The sequence below is a fragment of the Streptomyces sp. NPDC001816 genome (assembly GCF_042892235.1).
GTDB lineage: Bacteria > Actinomycetota > Actinomycetes > Streptomycetales > Streptomycetaceae > Streptomyces.
The window spans coordinates 146120-164421 of sequence record NZ_JBIATY010000008.1; the positions used below are offsets into that span (position 1 = coordinate 146120).

At 70.9% G+C, this 18302-nt stretch carries 20 protein-coding genes; 14 read left to right on the forward strand and 6 right to left on the reverse strand.

Annotation, left to right across the window (positions count from 1 at the left end; genetic code table 11):
• Positions 1 to 10: 10 nt before the first annotated feature.
• Positions 11 to 955, forward strand: coding sequence for an NAD(+) diphosphatase (nudC, locus tag ACFYZZ_RS27880; protein WP_389181338.1), 945 nt, complete (start codon positions 11 to 13; stop codon positions 953 to 955).
• A gap of 102 nt (positions 956 to 1057) precedes the next feature.
• Here nudC and ACFYZZ_RS27885 read toward each other — a convergent pair whose 3' ends face one another.
• Positions 1058 to 1300, reverse strand: a complete 243-nt coding sequence (locus ACFYZZ_RS27885) for a mycoredoxin (RefSeq protein WP_386578218.1) — start codon at positions 1298 to 1300, stop codon at positions 1058 to 1060.
• Positions 1301 to 1396: 96 nt separating this feature from the next.
• On the opposite strand from ACFYZZ_RS27885, the gene ACFYZZ_RS27890 reads away from it, so the two are divergent.
• From ACFYZZ_RS27890 to ACFYZZ_RS27910, 5 genes are all read left to right on the forward strand, one after another.
• Positions 1397 to 3679, forward strand: coding sequence for an ATP-dependent DNA helicase UvrD2 (locus tag ACFYZZ_RS27890; protein ID WP_389181341.1), 2283 nt, complete (start codon positions 1397 to 1399; stop codon positions 3677 to 3679).
• A 164-nt stretch (positions 3680 to 3843) separates the two neighbouring features.
• Positions 3844 to 4164, forward strand: a complete 321-nt coding sequence (locus tag ACFYZZ_RS27895) for a hypothetical protein (RefSeq protein WP_145883156.1) — start codon at positions 3844 to 3846, stop codon at positions 4162 to 4164.
• 174 nt (positions 4165 to 4338) lie between these two features.
• The gene (locus ACFYZZ_RS27900; RefSeq protein WP_023546912.1) at positions 4339 to 4707 is read left to right on the forward strand and encodes a WhiB family transcriptional regulator; all 369 of its coding nucleotides are present in this window, start codon (positions 4339 to 4341) and stop codon (positions 4705 to 4707) included.
• Positions 4704 to 5027 (forward strand): hypothetical protein, encoded by a 324-nt coding sequence (locus ACFYZZ_RS27905; RefSeq protein ID WP_389181344.1) that lies wholly within the window; start codon positions 4704 to 4706, stop codon positions 5025 to 5027. The genes ACFYZZ_RS27900 and ACFYZZ_RS27905 overlap by 4 nt, the downstream gene beginning before the upstream one ends.
• Before the next feature lie 137 nt (positions 5028 to 5164).
• Entirely contained in the window at positions 5165 to 5377 is a 213-nt protein-coding gene (locus ACFYZZ_RS27910) for a hypothetical protein (RefSeq protein WP_389181347.1), read from the forward strand.
• 106 nt (positions 5378 to 5483) lie between these two features.
• On the opposite strand, the gene ACFYZZ_RS27915 is transcribed toward ACFYZZ_RS27910, so the two are convergent.
• Together ACFYZZ_RS27915 and ACFYZZ_RS27920 are read right to left on the reverse strand one after the other, a co-directional pair.
• On the reverse strand, positions 5484 to 6854 hold the full coding sequence (locus ACFYZZ_RS27915) for an ABC1 kinase family protein (RefSeq protein ID WP_389181349.1): 1371 nt from the start codon (positions 6852 to 6854) through the stop codon (positions 5484 to 5486).
• Positions 6847 to 8061, reverse strand: coding sequence for a TOMM precursor leader peptide-binding protein (locus ACFYZZ_RS27920; protein ID WP_389181352.1), 1215 nt, complete (start codon positions 8059 to 8061; stop codon positions 6847 to 6849). Before ACFYZZ_RS27920 ends, ACFYZZ_RS27915 begins: the two co-directional genes overlap by 8 nt.
• Before the next feature lie 299 nt (positions 8062 to 8360).
• On the opposite strand from ACFYZZ_RS27920, the gene ACFYZZ_RS27925 reads away from it, so the two are divergent.
• From ACFYZZ_RS27925 to ACFYZZ_RS27940, 4 genes are all read left to right on the forward strand, one after another.
• On the forward strand, positions 8361 to 8957 hold the full coding sequence (locus ACFYZZ_RS27925; protein ID WP_386578226.1) for a M48 family metallopeptidase: 597 nt from the start codon (positions 8361 to 8363) through the stop codon (positions 8955 to 8957).
• Between the two features lie 127 nt (positions 8958 to 9084).
• Positions 9085 to 10755: a TerD family protein gene (locus ACFYZZ_RS27930; RefSeq protein ID WP_389181355.1), complete on the forward strand. Its 1671-nt coding sequence runs from the start codon at positions 9085 to 9087 to the stop codon at positions 10753 to 10755.
• A gap of 11 nt (positions 10756 to 10766) precedes the next feature.
• Positions 10767 to 11447, forward strand: a complete 681-nt coding sequence (locus ACFYZZ_RS27935) for an AIM24 family protein (RefSeq protein WP_389181358.1) — start codon at positions 10767 to 10769, stop codon at positions 11445 to 11447.
• A gap of 18 nt (positions 11448 to 11465) precedes the next feature.
• Complete coding sequence (locus tag ACFYZZ_RS27940; RefSeq protein ID WP_145883148.1) at positions 11466 to 12221, forward strand: AIM24 family protein; 756 nt, start codon at positions 11466 to 11468, stop codon at positions 12219 to 12221.
• Between the two features lie 55 nt (positions 12222 to 12276).
• Here ACFYZZ_RS27940 and ACFYZZ_RS27945 read toward each other — a convergent pair whose 3' ends face one another.
• Both ACFYZZ_RS27945 and ACFYZZ_RS27950 read right to left on the reverse strand, forming a co-directional pair.
• Complete coding sequence (locus ACFYZZ_RS27945; RefSeq protein ID WP_389181363.1) at positions 12277 to 12798, reverse strand: NUDIX hydrolase; 522 nt, start codon at positions 12796 to 12798, stop codon at positions 12277 to 12279.
• Positions 12795 to 14234 carry a zinc-dependent metalloprotease gene (locus tag ACFYZZ_RS27950; protein WP_389181366.1) on the reverse strand — a complete coding sequence of 480 codons (1440 nt, stop codon included), beginning with the start codon at positions 14232 to 14234 and terminating at the stop codon, positions 12795 to 12797. The genes ACFYZZ_RS27945 and ACFYZZ_RS27950 overlap by 4 nt, the downstream gene beginning before the upstream one ends.
• Before the next feature lie 192 nt (positions 14235 to 14426).
• Between ACFYZZ_RS27950 and ACFYZZ_RS27955 the strand changes: the two genes are divergently transcribed.
• The 4 genes from ACFYZZ_RS27955 to ACFYZZ_RS27970 all read left to right on the forward strand — a co-directional run bounded on the left by ACFYZZ_RS27955 (position 14427) and on the right by ACFYZZ_RS27970 (position 17574).
• Complete coding sequence (locus ACFYZZ_RS27955) at positions 14427 to 15536, forward strand: SDR family oxidoreductase (RefSeq protein ID WP_386578231.1); 1110 nt, start codon at positions 14427 to 14429, stop codon at positions 15534 to 15536.
• A gap of 114 nt (positions 15537 to 15650) precedes the next feature.
• Positions 15651 to 16112, forward strand: coding sequence for a molybdenum cofactor biosynthesis protein MoaE (locus tag ACFYZZ_RS27960; protein ID WP_389181369.1), 462 nt, complete (start codon positions 15651 to 15653; stop codon positions 16110 to 16112).
• Positions 16113 to 16252: 140 nt separating this feature from the next.
• A complete protein-coding gene (locus ACFYZZ_RS27965) occupies positions 16253 to 16426 on the forward strand; it encodes a hypothetical protein (protein WP_389181372.1) in 174 nt (57 codons plus the stop codon).
• 50 nt (positions 16427 to 16476) lie between these two features.
• A complete protein-coding gene (locus ACFYZZ_RS27970; RefSeq protein WP_389181375.1) occupies positions 16477 to 17574 on the forward strand; it encodes a PDZ domain-containing protein in 1098 nt (365 codons plus the stop codon).
• Between the two features lie 103 nt (positions 17575 to 17677).
• On the opposite strand, the gene ACFYZZ_RS27975 is transcribed toward ACFYZZ_RS27970, so the two are convergent.
• Positions 17678 to 18220, reverse strand: coding sequence for a PPA1309 family protein (locus ACFYZZ_RS27975; RefSeq protein ID WP_386578235.1), 543 nt, complete (start codon positions 18218 to 18220; stop codon positions 17678 to 17680).
• Positions 18221 to 18302 lie beyond the last annotated feature (82 nt).

Sequence of the window (18302 nt, forward strand, 5' to 3'; positions counted from 1 at the left end):
GGAAGCACCCGTGACCACCTGGACCGACCACACCGCCGACCGACCCATCTCGCTGACCGCCCCGAGCGGCATCGACCGCGCCGCCCACCACCGGCTCGACGAGGCCTGGCTCGCAGCGGCATGGAGCCACCCCACCACCCGCTGCTTCGTGGTCTCCGGCGGCCAGGTACTCATCGACGAGACGCCCGACGGCCGGACCGAACTCGTCATGACCCCCTCCTTCGAGGCACCCCTCACCGAGGCACACCGCTACTTCCTCGGCATCGACGAGGACGGCGTCAGCTACTTCGCCCTCCAGAAGGACGCACTGCCCGGCCGCATCGACCAGTCCGCCCGCCCCGCGGGCCTGCGCGAGGCCGGACTCCTGCTGTCACCGCGGGACGCGGGCCTCATGGTGCACGCGGTCGGCCTGGAGAACTGGCAGCGCACCCACCGCTTCTGCTCCCGCTGCGGCGAGCGCACAGTCATCGCCGCAGCCGGCCACATCCGCCGCTGCCAGGCCTGCGGCGCCGAGCACTACCCGCGCACCGACCCCGCCGTGATCATGGCCGTCACCGACGAGGAGGACCGGATCCTGCTCGGCCGCCAGGTCCACTGGCCCGAGGGCCGCTTCTCCACGCTCGCCGGATTCGTCGAGCCCGGCGAGTCCATCGAGCAGTCGGTACGCCGCGAGGTCTTCGAGGAGGCCGGTGTCACCGTCGGCCAGGTCGAGTACGTGGCCAGCCAGCCCTGGCCCTTCCCGTCCAGCCTCATGCTCGGCTTCATGGCCCGCGCCACCTCCACCGACATCGACGTCGACGGCGACGAGATCCACGAGGCCCGCTGGTTCTCCCGCGAGGAACTCCACGCGGCCTTCGAGTCCGGAGAGGTGCTGCCCCCGTACGGCATCTCCATCGCCGCCCGCCTGATCGAGATGTGGTACGGCAAGCCGCTGCCGACCAGGAACTTCATCTGAAGCCACGGGCACGCACCCGTGTGGGACAGGACACAAAAAGGCGGCTCCAGAGGCACCAACAGCCTCAGGAGCCGCCTTTCCCACAGGCCCCGACCGGGCCTGTTACGCGGCGAGCTTCTGCTTCACCTGCGCCAGCGACGGGTTCGTCATCGTGGAGCCGTCAGCGAAGAGCACGGTCGGGACCGTCTGGTTTCCGCCATTCGCCTTCTCCACGAACGCGGCGGACGCCGGGTCCTGCTCGATGTTGATCTCGGTGTAGGCGATGCCCTCCCGGTCCAGCTGCTTCTTCAGCCGCTGGCAGTAGCCGCACCAAGTCGTGCTGTACATCGTCACAGTGCCCTGCATATCTCTCGCGCTCCTCAGGCAGCTCGGGGAAGGTCGTCCAGGAGCACAACGTAAGGGACCGGGACGGCATTCCCGCCTGGGGTATCCGGCCCGGCTGTGACACCTGCCGCATTAGTACGACCGCGAGGGCCCGCCTGTGGACAACCGGCACAGCAGTCCCGGACGACCTGGCAGCATTGCCGTGTGACAGCAGCAACGCACTCCACCCTCTTCCCGCAGACACCGGACTCGGCCGACGCGGTGCTCGAAGGGCTCGACCCCGAGCAGCGCGAGGTGGCCACCGCCCTGCACGGCCCGGTGTGCGTCCTGGCCGGAGCCGGCACGGGCAAGACCCGGGCGATCACCCACCGCATCGCCTACGGGGTCCGCGCCGGGATCCTCCAACCGTCCAGCGTGCTCGCCGTCACCTTCACCAACCGCGCCGCAGGCGAGATGCGCGGCCGCCTCCGCCAGCTCGGCGCCCACGGCGTCCAGGCCCGCACCTTCCACTCCGCCGCGCTGCGCCAGCTCCAGTACTTCTGGCCGAAAGCGATCGGTGGCTCCCTGCCCCGGCTCGTCGACCGCAAGATCCAACTCGTCGCCGACGCGGCCGCCACCTGCAAGCTCCGCCTCGACCGCGGCGAGCTGCGGGACGCCACCGCCGAGATCGAATGGTCCAAGGTCACCCAGACCGTCCCCGCCGACTACCCGTACGCGGCAGCAAAGGCCGGCCGCGAAACCCCACGCGACCCCGCCGAGATCGCCCACCTCTACGCGGCCTACGAAGACCTCAAACGCGACCGCGCGGTCATCGACTTCGAAGACGTCCTGCTGCTCACCGTCGCCATCCTCCAGGACCGACACGACATCGCCGAACAGATCCGCACCCAGTACCAGCACTTCGTCGTCGACGAGTACCAGGACGTCAGCCCCCTCCAGCAGCGACTCCTGGACCTCTGGCTCGGCAACCGCGACAGCCTGTGCGTCGTCGGCGACGCCAGCCAAACGATCTACTCGTTCACGGGAGCAACACCCGACCACCTCCTCGACTTCCGCGTCCGCCACCCCGGCGCCACCGTCGTCAAGCTCGTCCGCGACTACCGCTCCACCCCCCAGGTCGTCCACCTCGCCAACGGACTGCTCACCCAGGCCAGCGGCCGCGCCGCAGACCACCGGCTGGAACTCGTCTCCCAACGCCCCTCTGGCCCCGACCCCGTCTACACCGAGTACACCGACGAGCCCGCCGAGGCCGAAGGCGCCGCCCGCCGCATCCGCGAACTCATCGACGCCGGCATCCCCGCCGCCGAGATCGCCGTCCTGTTCCGCACCAACTCCCAGTCCGAAACCTACGAACAGGCCCTCGCCGACGCCGGAGTCCCCTACCAGCTCCGCGGCGCCGAACGCTTCTTCGACCGCCCCGAGGTACGCAAAGCAGGCGTCGCCCTGCGCGGCGCAGCCCGCTTCGGCGGCAACGACTCCCTGCTCGACGACGCCGTCGACCTGCCCTCCCAGGTACGCGCCGTCCTCTCCGGAGAAGGCTGGACCAGCCAACCCCCCGCCGGCTCCGGCGCCGCCAGAGAACGCTGGGAATCACTCGCCGCCCTCGTCAACCTCGCCCACGACTTCGCCGCCGCCCACCCCAAGGCCACCCTCGCCGACTTCGTGGCGGAACTCGACGAGCGGGCGAACGCCCAGCACGCTCCCACCGTCCAGGGCGTCACCCTGGCCTCCCTGCACGCGGCCAAGGGCCTGGAATGGGACGCCGTCTTCCTGGTCGGCATCGCCGAGGGCATGGTGCCGATCACCTACGCCAAGACGGACGAACAGATCGAAGAAGAACGCCGCCTCCTCTACGTCGGCGTGACCCGCGCCAGAGAACGGCTGCACCTCTCCTGGTCCCTGTCCCGCTCACCCGGCGGCCGTCCCAACCGCAGGCCCAGCCACTTCCTCGACGGCCTGCGCCCCGGCTCCACCGCCACCGTCGGCCGCACCGGCACAGGAGCCACCGGAGGCATCGAACGCGGCACCCTCACCGAGATCCCGGCCGTCCCGCGCCGCACCCAGCGCACCCCCGCCCGCTGCCGCGTATGCGGCCGCACCCTCACCGACGCCGGCGAGATGAAACTGATGCGCTGTGAGGACTGCCCCTCCGACATGGACGAAGGCCTCTACGAGCGGCTGCGCGCCTGGCGCGCCGTCCAGGCCCGCAGCAGCGGCCAGCCCGACTTCTGCGTCTTCACCGACCGGACCCTGATGGCCATCGCCGAGGCACGGCCCGACAGCCCGGCCGAGTTGTCCCGCATCCCCGGCGTCCTCAGCCGCAAGCTGCAGCGCTACGGAACCGAAGTTCTGGCCATCTGCGCAGGTCAAGAGGGCGGAGAAGGCGACGAGGACGACTGATACGAACTCGTCGAAAAAATAGTTTGCGCATGCCCCAGCAATCCCCATAGGTTCTAGGCACGGAAACAGCGGCCTTCTCCAAGGCCCTGATCCCGTGATGTACTTGCATACCCGAACGGACTGGCTCACCCCAGTCCCCAAGACGCCGAGAGGAGGCGAGTCCAGTGATCAGCATCAACACCAGCTTCATCAGCACGGCCAAACTGACCGATCGCTCGACCGTCTCCACGTGCATGCTCGGCGCCTCGAACCAGGGCACCGGTCTGTCCGGCATTCGTGCCGACCGTCCGGCGTCCTCCCTGTCTCTCGCGGGTCTTCCCATCCGTGAGCGCAATGAGCGACCGACCAAGGCACTGGAAGCGGTAGTGGCACGGGCACATGCCTATGCCTTTGCGGCAGCCGGTGCCGGATTCCGGAAGCAGACGACGCAGCACCACCTGATGTGGGCCTTCCGTGGGCCAGAACCCTGGAGTGATCCAGCCTGATCGCCGATCAGGCCGGCGCCTTCAGGGCCGCGGAACCCCACCCGGGATCCGCGGCCCTTCTGTTTGCCCCGAACGGGGACGACAGAGCGAAGGGGCCTCGGGACAAGGAAAGAACCCGGTACCAAGCCGACACCCGGTCAACCGGCCGGAACGACCAGACGAGGAAGACCAACCGTGCAACTCGAAGCGCACGCCCCGTCCGTACCGCCTTCACAAACGATCCCCCCGCCCGGCCTCACGGAGGACTCCACCTTGACCCCCCTCACCGCGCTCACCGCGCTCGACGACGCCATCGAGAACCTCGGCGTACCCGTCCCCTGCCGCTCCTACGACCCGGAGGTCTTCTTCGCCGAGTCGCCCGCGGACGTCGAGTACGCCAAGTCCCTCTGCCGCACCTGCCCGCTGATCGAGGCCTGCCTCGCCGGCGCCAAGGAGCGGCGTGAGCCCTGGGGCGTCTGGGGTGGCGAGCTGTTCGTCCAGGGTGTCGTCGTCGCCCGCAAGCGGCCCCGTGGCCGCCCGCGCAAGAACCCGGTCACGGCATGAACACCGCAGGAACGATCGATCGCCCCCTCACGCACGACCCCAAGAAGCAGGCCCCGATGAAGCCGTCCACCAGCGAGCCCACCGGCTCCGCGACCCCAGACTTCACGATGAACGGCGCGACCGGCTCGCGTCAGAACAGGACCCGAGAGATGCAACTCATCCCAGAAGCCCTGGCCCGTGCGCATATGCACGAGCGCCTGCACGACGCCGCGCGGGAACGTCAGGCCCTGCGCCTGGTGACCGCTCGACGGATGCAGCGCCGGGCGGAACGCGCCTCGATGCGCGCCCGCCGTGCGCTCGCCATGGCCGTCATGCAGTAACCCAGCACACCCGAAGCGGTGGCCTCCCGGTCCAGGGAGGCTAAGCCTTCCCCGAGGGGGCCGGTCCGACCGAACGGACCGGCCCCCTCGGTGCGTTGTGCACGGCGATCCACCGGCCGGAGAGTTATCGTCACCAGGTGACGAGTCCTCTTGGAGGAAGTGATCAGGGCGGCTCCAGCACGGAGCCACGCCCCCTCGTGTGCGCCCGCTGCGGCACCCCCGCCGACGGCTCCCAGCCGACCACGTGGACCTGCTCCGTGGAGAACGGCATCCGTCAGTACTTCTGCGACGTCTGCTCCCGGGAGAACCTGCGGGCGATCGAGGGGCGGCTGGACTCGTCCTGGTGGTGAGAACGCTTCTCCGGGGGCCCTCCCCCCTCCCCACCCCCGCCCCTCCCCACCCCGCCCCTCACCAACACCGTGGCAGCCCGGCAGCCCGGTATTCCAGCAGCCCCGGTCACGCCTCCACAGCCGGTTCCTCCTCCATCGCTTCGTCCTCGAGGACGAACCCGGGCAGCCACTCCTCCAGTTCGTCCCGCAGTCGTACCGTGGCCCCCAGTTGGCACAGCACGCCGATGGTGCTCAGCGTCACCCGGTGTATCAGCAGATAGGCCGGCGGCAGGTTGAGCTGCTTGCCCAGCTGGTAGGCGGGGGAGCGGGGGTCGGCGATGCGGGCGGCCTGGCTGCGCATCCATGAGCGGGTGAAGGTGAACGCGTCGGCCCGGGCCGGCTCGATGATCGGCAGCAGGTAGTCGAGGACCGCGTCGGGGTCCAGCTCTATGGACTCCTTGACGAACCCCTCCCCGCACAGCAGCTCGTAGACGGTCTCCGCCTCGCCGTCCAGGGTCATCCGCAGGGAGATGCCGATCGGTGTCGGCAGGCCGCCCGGGAGCCGGTCGACGGTGCCGAAGTCCAGGACGCCCAGGCGCCAGTCGTCGTCGCCGTCCGGGCCGCCGGGCAGCAGACGGAAGTTGCCGGGATGCGGATCGGCGTGCAGCAGGCCGGTGCGGGCCGGTCCGGAGAAGAGGAAGCGGGCCAGGAGCTGGCCGGCGCGGTCGCGCTGTTCCTCGGTGCCGTCCGTGATGATCTCGGACAGCGGGATCCCGTCGATCCACTCGGTGACCAGGATCTGCTCGCACTGGTGCACCACGGCCGGGACCATCACGTCCGGGTCGTCCGCGAACTCCTGCGCGTGGGCGTCCTGGGCCTGGGCCTCCAGTGCGTAGTCCAGCTCCTCGGAGACGCGGTCCCGCATCTCCGCGATCAGCGGCTTGATGTCCATGCCGGGGATGAGCGGCCCCAACAGCCGGGCGAAGCGGCTGAGTTGGCTCAGGTCGGACAGCAGGGCCTCGCCCGCGCCCGGGTACTGCACCTTGACCGCCACCTCACGGCCGTCGTGCCAGACCGCCCGGTGCACCTGCCCGATGGAGGCCGCGGCCGCCGGCTTGTCCTCGAACTCCAGGAACAGCTCCCGCCAGTCCTCGCCCAGCCGCTCCTCGAGCACCGCGTGCACGGTGCGGGTCGGCATCGGCGGCGCCGCGTCCTGGAGCTTGGTCAGTGCCGCGCGGTAGGGGCCGGCGACCTCCTCCGGCAGGGCGGACTCGAAGACGGACAGGGCCTGCCCGAACTTCATGGCTCCGCCCTTGAGCTCGCCGAGGACTTTGAACAGCTGCTCCGCGGTGCGCTGTTGCAGCTCCCGGCCGACGATCTCCGCGGACTCGCCCACGATCCGCTTGCCCAGCCCCCAGGTCGCCCGGCCTGCGAAGCCGAGCGGGAGCGCGGCGAGCTTGGCGGTACGGGTGACCGCCTTCCGGGGAAGATCAGACATGCGCCCTCCAAGTCCCAGTCGGCCGCGCCGCGCCTGCCTCGCGTCGTCGCTCGGTCGACGGCCGTTGCACCGCCATTGTCTCGCGCGGCTCCCCGTCGGTTGAGGAGTGCTCCCCATTTCCTCTTTCCGCGGCCCCGCACTCGCATGCCGGGTGGGGCCGCACCGGTCGGGAGTGCCAGTTCAGAGTGGGCAGGGAGGTCTCCCAGCGGGCGCCCGTGCTGGACGGCGACGCTCCGTCGAGGAAGGCGAGGGCGTGTGCGGCGGCCAGCCCCGCGACGGTGGTCGCGAGTGCCAGGTCGCAGGCGCCGACGCGGCGGGCCTTTCCGGAGCGCCACTGGGCGACCAGGCGGGGCCAGGCGGGGTCCCGGTCCGTGCGGTCCTGGTGCAGACAGCCGGCGCAGCTGGTCTCGCCGGGCAGGACGAGCGGTCCGACGATCCCGGTGCCTTCGACGACGCCTGCGTACAGGTGGGGTGTTCCCGAGGCCATGAGGGGTTCGGCGGTGAACGGGTCCGGTGTGTGCACGGCGACGTCGTCCCTGGGGGCGAGGATCACGAGGGAGAGTCCGGGGTCCGCCGTGCCGCAGCTGGTGGAGCGGGTGCGGCGTGGTGGGCGGTCGGGGGCGGCGCGGCGGACGGCTGCCCGTGCCGCTTCGTCCCGGCGCTCGCGGAGGGAGTCGGCGGGCAGCCCGCCCGGGGCGATGTCCCACGGTTCCACGCGTCCCACGTCGCGCACGTCGACCTCGCCGACGCCGGCCCCGGACAGTACCGAGGCCAGTACGGCGCCGACCCGCCCCGCGCCTCGTACCTGTACCCGTAGGGAGCGGCGGGCCGCGAGCCGGCCGAGGGCGCCGCCTGGTTCGGGGGCGGTCAGGGAGAGGGAGGCGAGGTCGGGGCGGAGCCGCTCCAGGACTTCCGTCTTCTCGCGCAGGGTGTCCGCGGTGGGTCCGCCGCCGCGCGTGTCGTCGAGCAGGCCGGCCCGGGCCAGCCGGTCGAGGAGTGCGTCGACGTCGCCGTCCTGCAGGTCCATGCGCCGGCCCTCCTCGCGCAGCAGGGGCAGGGCCCGGGTGCCGTTGAGCAGGTCCAGGAAGCTGCCCGTGGCCGTGTCCATCGGGCCCAGTGTCATGGCGTGCGCCGGGGTCATACCGAACTGCACGGTGTTGAGGTCGCGCCAGCCGCGCCGCAGCGCGGGTTTCACCATCGGATGCATGGCAGGTCCCCCGTATCCCGTGAATTGCCCTGAAGTGTTCCTTGAGTCCGTGGGTGTCCATGACGTTCGTGGACATCCGTGTTGTCGGTGAAGCCGGTCGAGCTCCGTCGACGCCTGCCAGCATGCCGGGTCGTGCTGACGGGTGGCGGGCGTTGTCCACAGGCGGGGGATGATCGTCGTACTAATTGGGTGTACCAGTCGGGCATATCGGTCGTACAAATCAAACGCATGGTGGGGTATCGGCATCGAACCGTTCCGGAGCCGGGACTTCGGCGCTGTCCAGCGGGTAACGTCGGGGCGTGCCCGCCGACCCCCTGCACCGCGCCGGAAAGCCACAGCGCAGCACGACGAGCCAGCCGCCGAGCGGCTCGGGGGCGAGCGCGATCGAGGTCCGCAGGAGTACCCGGCGCCGCCGCACGGTCTCCGCGTACCGCGAGGGCGATCGCACCGTCGTACTGATCCCCGCCCGGATGTCCGAGGCGGAGGAGCAGCGCTGGGTGACCGTCATGCTCGACAAACTGGCCGCCCAGGAGAGCAAACGGGTGCTGGGCGACGCGGAGCTGACCGAGCGCGCCGAGCGGCTGTCGGACCAGTACTTCGACGGCCGGGCGCGCCCCGCCTCCGTGCGCTGGGTCACCAACCAGAACACCCGGTGGGGTTCGTGCACCCCGGCCGAGGGCAGCATCCGGCTCTCGCACCGGCTGCAGGGGATGCCGGAGTACGTCGTCGACTACGTGCTGTGCCATGAGCTGGCGCATCTGCTGGTGCCCGGTCACGGGCCGGACTTCTGGCGGCTGCTGGAGTCCTACCCGCGCACCGAACGGGCGCGCGGTTACCTCGAAGGGGTGGTGGCGGCCGAGCGGCTGCCCCATGTGCCCGGCGCGCGCGGGGAGTGAACGGGCGCCGTAGTTCTGCCCCCGGGCGCGGTTGTGTACCGGGTCTGTACCGGCTGCGTCCGATGTCGGGGTTTGCCGTTAGCCTGGCGCGACGCACTCAATTCGGGATGGGGGACGGTCGTAACGCATGGCCAGGGAATTCCAACGCGGCCACAAGGCCAGGATCAGTGACCTGACGGCGGGTACGGATCTGTACGTAGGCGTGCAGATCTCCGCCCCCGGACTGACCTTCGACATCAGCTGCTTCGGTCTGGACGCCGACGAGCGTCTCTCGGACGACCGGTACTTCGTCTTCTTCAACCAGCCGAAGTCCCCGGAGGAGTCCATCCAGCTGCTGGGTACCCAGTCGGGCGACACGGAGTCGTTCCGGGTCACCCTGGACCGGATCCCCTCCCAGATCCGCAAGCTGTCCTTCACGGCGACCATCGACGGTGCCGGGCAGATGTCGCAGATCAGTCCCGGATACGTGCGCATCGTGGCCGGCGGCGAGGAGGTCGCGCGGTACTCCTTCAACGGCTCGGAGTTCACCACCGAGCGGGCCGTGATGCTCGGTGACTTGTACTTCAAGGACGTGTGGCGGTTCGCCGCGGTCGGTCAGGGCTTCGACGGCGGCCTGGAGGCGCTGCTGAAGAACTTCGGCGGCGAGGTGGCGGAGGAGGAGGCGCCCGCCGCCCCGCAGCAGCCGCAGTCCGGCGCCGCCCCCGGCTTCGCCCCGCCCGCCCATGCGGGCCCGCCGCCCGCCTTCGGCGCCCCGGCGCCCGCGCCCGCCCCTGCTCCGGCTCCCGCGCCCGCTCCGCAGGGCTTCGCGCCGCCGAGCGCGACTCCGCCCCCGGCCCCGGCGCCCGCGCCGAACGTGCATGCGGCGCCGACGATCGTCGCCCCCCTGACCCCGCCCGCCGGCGGCACGGTCCATCCGCCGGCCCCGGCGCCCGCGCCCTACGGCCAGCCGCCGCAGCAGCCGTCGTACGGCGGCCAGCCCGGCGCGCCGATGCCTCCGGGCTACGGCCAGCAGCCCTCCTACGGCGGTCAGCCGGGCGCGCCGATGCCGCCGGGCTACGGCCAGCAGCCGCCCTACGGCCAGGTCCCCGGCCAGCAGGCCGCCCCCTACGGAGTGCCGCAGGGCGCTCCCCAGGGCGGTGCCGGTGTCACGGCCGCGCTCCAGGCGTTCAAGGAGACGCCCACCGGACAGCGCTGGACGCAGCAGAACAAGAAGCTGATCCGTGTCGACCTCGGCATCGGCGGGCAGCCCGTGCTGGCCCGGCAGGGCAGCATGGTGCTCTACCAGGGCAAGGTCGACTTCAGCTACAAGGGCGCCGGGTTCGCCGGGCGGCTCGTGGGCAACGCGACCGGCCAGGAGATGCAGCTGATGCGCTGCACCGGCAACGGCCAGGTGTTCCTCGCCGAGAACTCCACCCACCTGCACCCCGTCGAGCTGCAGGGCGACGCCATCTGCGTGTCCGCGGAGAACGTCCTCGCCTTCGACGAGAGCCTCCAGTACGAGGTCCGCCGCATCGAGGGCCACGGCATCCCGGGCGGCGCGCTGTTCACCATGCAGTTCCAGGGCACCGGCACGATCGTCGTCAAGACGCACGGCACGCCCGTCGTGCTGCCCGTGACGCCCACGACCTTCGCCGACTGCAACGCGGTGGTCGCCTGGTCGGCCGCCTCCCAGGTGATCGTCTCCAGCCAGGTCCGGATGCGCCGCAACGCCTACCCGGGCGACACCGGTGAGAGCGTCAACCTGCAGTTCCGGGGCGCGCCCGGCAACTTCATCGTCGTCCAGCCGTACGAGGTCTGAGGGAGCCCGTCATGAACCAGCCGCTCGCGGGCTACGCCCCCGCACCCGTCACCGCCCGTATGGAGAACCACGGCAATCACATGCTGAAGGTCGCCCTGCAGACCGGGAACGACCTTCTCGCGCGCGTGGGGTCGATGGTCGCCTACGAAGGCTTCATCCAGTACGAGCCCAACCCGCCGGCCGTGCGCCAGATCGCCCGCGACTGGATCACCGGCGAGGGCGCGCCGCTGATGAAGTGCTCCGGCGACGGACTGCTCTACCTCGCCGACTACGGCGCCGACGTCGTCGTGATCAACCTCAACGGCGACGGCATCTCCGTCAACGCCACCAACCTGCTCGCCTTCGACGCCCACCTCAACTGGGGCGTGGAGCGCGTCAAGGGGCTCGCTAAGTTCGCCGGGCAGGGCCTGTGGAACACGAGGATCTCCGGGCAGGGCTGGGTCGCGCTGACCTCCCGGGGCAAGCCGATCGTCGTCGACTGCGGCGGCGGCGAGGACGAGACGTACGTCGACCCCGACGCGCTCGTCGCCTGGTCCCCGAACCTGAAGGTGAAGGGCAAGCGCAGCTTCAAGGCGCAGTCACTGATCGGCCGGGGCAGCGGTGAGGCCTACCAGATGGCCTTCTCCGGCCAGGGCATCGTCGTCGTCCAGCCCAGCGAGGACAGCACCGACCGCCTCCGGTTCCGGGGCTGAGGGGGAGCCAGAAACATCATGCAGAGCCCGCTTTTCGCGTACAACGACTCCCAGACACAGGAGCGTTGGAGCCTGCAGAACAAGCAGATGCTCCGGGTCACCCTGGAGGGTCACGACGACCTCCTCGCCCGCAAGGGCACCATGGTCGCCTACCAGGGACTCGTCGAGTTCGACGCCGAGTACCGCAGCAACAGCCAGGCACGCGCGCGTGCGTACACCGGCGAGGGCCTGGACCTGATGCGCTGCCACGGGCAGGGCACGGTCTACCTCGCCAACCTCGCCCAGCACGTGCACGTCATGGAGGTCGAGCAGGACGGCCTGACGGTCGACAGCAGCTACGTCCTCGCCATGGACTCCTCGCTGCACCACGAGGTCATCGCCGTCGACAGCCTCTACGGCATCTCCGGGTCCGGGAAGTACCAGCTGAACATCACCGGGCGCGGCAAGGTGGCCCTGATGACCTCGGGCGCGCCGTTGCTGATGCAGGTCACGCCCGACAAGTACGTCAACTGCGACGCCGACGCGATCGTCGCCTGGTCCACCGGCCTGCGGGTGCAGATGCAGGCCCAGACGCACTCCTCGGGAGTGTGGCGGCGGCGCGGCAACACCGGTGAGGGCTGGGAGCTGAGCTTCATGGGCTCCGGGTTCGCGCTCGTGCAGCCCAGCGAGCTGCTGCCGCCGCAGAACGCTCAGATCGGCCAGGGCCTCGCCGCGCAGTTCGGCATGGGGCAGCAGGGGGCGCGCGGCCAGAACCAGGGCAACGTCTGGAGCTGACCGTCCGGAAGACAAACGTAAGGGGCGACCGCTGTGGCGGTCGCCCCTTACCTGTTCAGAGCCTGGCGCGGGTCGCGTCCAGCAGACGTACGACCGACTCGTCCGCCACGTCCGCCACCTCGTCGTAGGCGAACCAGCGCACGTCCAGCGACTCGTCGCTGACCACGTGCTCGGCGTCGCTCGGGGCCAGCGCCGCGTACTGCACGTCGAAGTGCCAGTGGCACGGCGGCGGGATCGGATGCCGGTCCAGGCGCACCGGACCGCCCGGCAGCAGCGTCAGCCCCGCGATACCGGACTCCTCGGTCGCCTCACGCAGGGCCGCAGCGGCCAGAGAGGCGTCGCCCGGCTCGCAGTGGCCGCCCATCTGCAGCCACATCCGCAGCTTCCTGTGCAGCGTGAGCAGCACCCGGTCGCGCTCGGGGTCGATCACCAGCGCGCTCGCCGTGACGTGGCCCGCGTGGCAGGCCTTCCACATGCCGTCCGGGTGGGCCGCCAGATGGTTCAGGTAGGCCTGGCGCAGGTCTTCCTGGCCCTCGTACCCCTTCAGGACGAGGACCGCGTCGTCGTGCAGACTCACTCGGCGTCGTCGCCCTTGCCCTCGTCGTCCTTCTTCAGGTTCGGCTTCTCGCCGGAGCCGCTCGCCGCCTCGCCGAGCATCTTGTCCAGCTCGGAGAAGTCCAGCTGCTCGCGGTGCACGAAGCCGTCCGGGTCGTCCAGGTCGGAGGCCGTCGGCAGCATGTCCGGGTGGGCCCACAGGGCGTCCCGGCCGTCGACCCCGCGCGCGTCCGTGAGCGAGGCCCACAGACGGGAGGCGTCGCGCAGCCGGCGCGGGCGCAGCTCCAGGCCGATCAGTGTGGCGAACGTCTGCTCCGCCGGACCGCCGGTGGCCCGGCGCCGGCGCAGGGTCTCGCGCAGGGCGTCGGCGGACGCCAGACGCGGCTTCGCGGCCGCGTGGACCACCGCGTCCACCCAGCCCTCGACGAGCGCCAGAGCCGTCTCCAGACGGGCCAGGGCCGCCTTCTGCTCGGGCGTGTCCTCCGGCTGGAACATGCCCTGCTGGAGGGCGTCCTGCAGCTGCTCGGGGTTCTGCGGGTCGAACTGGCCGACCACGTCCTCCAGCTTGGCCGTGTCGACCTTGATCCCGCGCGCGTACCCGTCGACCGCGCCGAACAGGTGCGAGCGCAGCCATGGTACGTGCGAGAACAGGCGCTGGTGCGCGGCCTCGCGCAGGGCCAGGTAGAGCCGGACCTCCTCCTGCGGCACGCCGAGGTCCTTGCCGAAGGCCGCCACGTTGGCCGGCAGCAGCGCCGCCTTGCCGGCCGGGCTCAGGGGCAGGCCGATGTCGGTCGAACCGACGACCTCGCCCGCGAGCACACCGACGGCCTGCCCGATCTGCGTGCCGAACATGGCACCGCCCATCGAGCGCATCATGCCGATCAGCGGGCCCGCCATGGCCTGCATCTCCTCCGGCAGGACGTCGCCCATGGCCGCGCCGACCCGCTCGGCGACCGGGTCGACCAGCTCCTGCCACGCGGGCAGGGTCGCCTCGACCCACTCCGCGCGGGACCAGGCCACCGCCGAGGCGGCGCCCGACGGCAGGGACGTCGCGTCGTCCAGCCACAGGTCGGCCAGGCGGACGGCCTCCTCGACCGCGGTGCGCTCGGCGGTGCCGACGCTCGCGTCCTTGACGCCGTCCGGGGTGCCCTGGGAGACCGTCTGGCGGGCGATCTGCTTGGCCATGTCCCAGTTCACCGGGCCGCCCTCGTAGGAGAGCATCTGGCCCAGCTGCTGGAACGCGGCGCCCAGGTCGGTGGGGTTCAGAGAACCGAACATCGCTGCGAACGGATTGTCGGCGCCGGGGCCGCCAAAGCCTCCGGCTCCGGGCAGGCCGCCGAAGCCGAACGGGTTGGCCGGTCCCTGCCCACCACCGCTCTGCTGGTCCTTCTTCTTGCCCTCGTCGCCGTCTTCCGGCTCCTCCGGCGGAAGGCCGAATCCGAATGGGGTGTCACTCACGGGGTTCCTCGGCTGGTAAGGCCGCCGGTGATTCTCCGGCGGCGCGGCTGCCCGACATCACCACCCAGCGTAGACACCCGGACCCGATCGGGCCTCGGTGCTTCGTCCACAGAGGGCCTGCGGCAGGATGGATGCACCTGGTACGGCCGCGTCAGTCGCGCCCGTACTGAAGACAACCTCTGGAGACGCCAGGTGAGTTCCCCGGATCCGCAGGTTCGCGCAGCGCGAAACCCCTCAACCCCGCCCGCCGTGCGCGGACCCGTCGTCGCGGTCACCGGCGCCGCCGGCGGGGTGGGCGCCCTGCTCACCGAGCGGCTCGCCGCATCCGAGGAGATCAAACAGGTCATCGCCATCGACGAGCGGCGCGGCGAGTGCGCGGCAGCGCAGTGGCACATCCTCGACGTGCGCGACCCGTCGATCGCCGACAAGCTGCGCGGCGCGGACGTGGTGGTGCATCTGGCGCTCGACCTGGACCTCGGCAGCGACCCGGCCGCCCGCACCGCTTACAACGTCCGGGGGACACAGACCGTGCTGACCGCGGCCGCGGCGGCCGGGGTGCACCGGGTGGTGCTGTGCACGTCCGCGATGGTGTACGGCGCGCTGCCGGACAACGAGCTGCCGCTGTCGGAGGACGCCGAGCTGCGGGCCACGGCCGAGGCGACCGGGGTCGGGGATCTGCTGGAGATCGAGCGGCTGGCGCGGCGCGCGCCGCGGGCGCATCCGGGGCTGAACGTGACCGTGGTACGGCCCGCCGTGCTGGTCGGGGGCACGGACACCGCGCTGACCAGGTACTTCGAGTCGCCTCGACTGCTGGTCGTCGCCGGGTCGCGGCCCGCGTGGCAGTTCTGTCACGTCGAGGATCTGTGCAGCGCTCTGGAGTACGCCGTCCTGGAGAAGGTCGACGGGGAGCTGGCCGTCGGCTGTGACGGGTGGCTGGAGCAGGAGGAGGTCGAGGAGCTGAGCGGGATCCGGCGGATGGAGCTGCCGTCGGCGGTCGCGCTCGGCGCGGCGGCCCGGCTGCACCGGATCGGGCTCACCCCGTCTCCGGCGGGGGACCTGGCGTACACGATGTATCCCTGGGTGGTCAGCGGGAGCCGGCTGCACGACGCCGGGTGGCGGCCGGGGTGGACCAACGAGGAAGTTCTCGCGGAGCTGCTGGAAGAGGTGTCCGGGCGGCATACGGTCGCCGGGCGCCGGCTGGGGCGCAAGGACGCGACGGCGGCCGGTGCGGCGGGAGCGACGGTGGCCCTGCTGGGCGCTGCCGCTGTGGTTCGGCGGGCTCGGAAGGCTCGGCGGCGGTGAGGCGAGGGGCTCTGCCCCGCTGACGAGCCTCTGTAGAAGGCTCCAAAGCAGCACGCGCGCGTGCCTGGTGAAACTCGTATTCCTCGTTGTCGGGGCATGCGGCACGATGGACCCATGGCAGCTACGAACGATCACCCCGGTGAGCAGGCGGCTCAGGATCCCATCAAGCTGATCGGCATCCGGGAGACCGCGCTGTCCGTGGACGAGGTCTTCCGGGCCGTCGGGGACGACGCCGCCGGCGGCATCGCGCTGTTCGTGGGGACCGTGCGGAACCACGACGGGGGCGCCGACGTCGACGCGCTCGGGTACTCCTGCCATCCCAGCGCCGAGGCCGAGATGCGGCGGATCGCCGAGAAGGTCGTCGCCCAGTACCCGGTGCGCGCGCTGGCCGCCGTCCACCGGGTCGGCGAGCTCGACGTCGGGGACCTCGCCGTCGTCGTGGGCGTGTCGTGCCCGCACCGGGGCGAGGCCTTCGAGGCGTGCCGCAAGCTGATCGACGACCTCAAGCACGAGGTGCCCATCTGGAAGCACCAGAAGTTCTCCGACGGCACCGAGGAGTGGGTCGGCGCCTGCTGACTTCGGTCGCACCCGTGTTCACGTTCGGCCCACCACTCCCTCCGGTTGCGTAACCGACCCCCTGCCGTGAGCGTTGTCGGTACGGATGGTTAATCTGCTGATCGGTCAGTCGCGGACGCTCATGGGGTTGGGAGGTCGGCATGGCAGCGCTTGCCTGGTTGCTGATTCCGCTTGTGGCTGCGGTCGGTGCCGGTCTGTGGGGCAGCTGGGCCAACCGGACTCGGCGGGCCCGCAGCGACGGACCCGAACTGGACGGGTACGCCCGTTTCCGCGAGGCCATGGAGAAGCCCCGCTCGGATGCGCGCGGCGCCTGACGGGGGTGCCCTGACGGTGCGCTGACAGAGGCGTCCCGTACTGTCGTTGCATGCCACGCCGCACCGCGACGATGCTCGCCTCCACCCTGATGCTGATCGCGCTCCTGTGCGCGGGAGTGCTCATCCCCGTGCCGTACTCGGAGATGTCCCCGGGGCCGACCGTGAACACGCTCGGGGAGCACGACGGCGAGCCGGTGCTGCAGATCGAGGGGCACAAGACCTACCCGACGGACGGGCATCTGAACATGACCACCGTCCGGGTCACCAGCGCCGACTTCCGGATGAACCTGGTGGAGGCCGTCTACGGCTGGCTGGCCCACGACACCAGGATCGTGCCGCACGACACGCTCTACCCGGACGGCAAGACGGAGGAGCAGTCCACCCAGGAGAACGCCGAGGAGTTCAGCCAGTCCCAGGAGAGCGCCAAGGTCGCCGCCCTGAAGGAACTGGGCGTCCCGGTGAAGTCCTGGGTGATCGTCTCCACCGTCGTCAAGGGCTCCCCGGCCGAGGGCAAGCTGCACGCCGGTGATGTGGTCAAGGCCGTGGACGGTACGGCGGTGAAGCAGCCGTCCGATGTCGCGAGGCTCGTCACCAAGCACAAGCCGGGGCAGGACGTCGTCTTCACCGTCGTCCCCGTCAAGGAGCAGACCGCCGCCGAGAAGGAGCACAAGACGGCGACCAGGACGCAGGACGTGAAGATCACGACGGCGACCTCCGCCGACAGCGGTGCCAAGCGGGCCATCGTCGGGATCTCCGCCGGGACCGACCACACCTTCCCGTTCACCATCGACATCAAGCTCGCCGACGTCGGCGGGCCCAGCGCCGGACTGATGTTCGCGCTCGGCATCTACGACAAGCTCACCCCGGGCAGCCTCACCGGCGGCAAGTTCGTCGCCGGTACCGGGACCATCGACGACAACGGCACGGTCGGGCCGATCGGCGGCATCGAGATGAAGACCGTCGGCGCGCGCAGCAAGGGGGCCCAGTACTTCCTGACGCCCGCCGAGAACTGCGCGGCCGCCGCCAAGGACACCCCGAGCGGACTCACCCTGGTCAAGGTCAAGACCATCGGCGACGCGCTCGACGCCATGAAGGACATCCGCAGCGGCGACACCGCCGACCTGCCGAAGTGCACCGCCAAGGGCTGACGAGCGGATCCCGGTACACGGCTGGGGGCGCCCCTTGTGACAAGGGGCGCCCCCAGCGCCGTACAGGACCTGTGAGACCGGTGAGACCGGTGAGAAGAGGACGTCAGTCCGCGAACGTGGCCGACAGGGCATCCGCCAGGCCCGGCACCAGGTCCGGGCCCGTCAGAACCTCCGTCGGGGAGTCCTTCTCGCGCAGCCGCAGCGCCGAGTCGCGGCTGCCGTCGCGCAGCACCGCGACCGTCATGCGGACCTCCTGGCGCTCGGGGTGGTCCGCCACCCACTTGGTCAGCTTGGCCCCGCTCAGGCCCTGCGGGACCTGCGCCTCGGCCGACGGAGGCAGCATCAGGCGCTCCACCGTCAGCGCGCAGCCGACCACCGCGTCCGGCCAGGCGATGGTGCCGAGGAACTCGTCGAGCGGCTTGTCCGTCGGGACCTCGTCCTGCTCGATCGGGGTGAGACCGGTGGTCTCGGACTCGTCCTCCAGGCCGAGCTGGGCGGCGAGCGAGGGTTCCTGAGCCCGCAGCCGTGCGGTGTCTACGAGGGCGAAGAGGCGAGCGGGCTGGTCCCAGCCGAGGCCGGAGGCGTACTCGTCGATCTCGAGTACGGCCCGGGTGAGCGGGCTCGCTGCCATGGGAGTGTTGGACATGGTCACAATCCTGCCTCGTTACCGGCCGGAATCGGGAACCGAGTAAACCGTGAGTAAGTTGCATAGGTGTGGGCCCGCGATC

Coding starts and splice junctions, on each gene's coding strand:
- ACFYZZ_RS27885 (WP_386578218.1), bottom strand. CDS start 1,300: ATGCAGGGCACTGTGACGATGTACAGCACGACTTGGTGCGGCTACTGC.
- ACFYZZ_RS27905 (WP_389181344.1), top strand. CDS start 4,704: ATGAACACCGCAGGAACGATCGATCGCCCCCTCACGCACGACCCCAAG.
- ACFYZZ_RS27915 (WP_389181349.1), bottom strand. CDS start 6,854: ATGTCTGATCTTCCCCGGAAGGCGGTCACCCGTACCGCCAAGCTCGCC.
- ACFYZZ_RS27920 (WP_389181352.1), bottom strand. CDS start 8,061: ATGCATCCGATGGTGAAACCCGCGCTGCGGCGCGGCTGGCGCGACCTC.
- ACFYZZ_RS27930 (WP_389181355.1), top strand. CDS start 9,085: ATGGCCAGGGAATTCCAACGCGGCCACAAGGCCAGGATCAGTGACCTG.
- ACFYZZ_RS27935 (WP_389181358.1), top strand. CDS start 10,767: ATGAACCAGCCGCTCGCGGGCTACGCCCCCGCACCCGTCACCGCCCGT.
- ACFYZZ_RS27940 (WP_145883148.1), top strand. CDS start 11,466: ATGCAGAGCCCGCTTTTCGCGTACAACGACTCCCAGACACAGGAGCGT.
- ACFYZZ_RS27960 (WP_389181369.1), top strand. CDS start 15,651: ATGGCAGCTACGAACGATCACCCCGGTGAGCAGGCGGCTCAGGATCCC.
- ACFYZZ_RS27965 (WP_389181372.1), top strand. CDS start 16,253: ATGGCAGCGCTTGCCTGGTTGCTGATTCCGCTTGTGGCTGCGGTCGGT.
- ACFYZZ_RS27970 (WP_389181375.1), top strand. CDS start 16,477: ATGCCACGCCGCACCGCGACGATGCTCGCCTCCACCCTGATGCTGATC.
- ACFYZZ_RS27975 (WP_386578235.1), bottom strand. CDS start 18,220: ATGTCCAACACTCCCATGGCAGCGAGCCCGCTCACCCGGGCCGTACTC.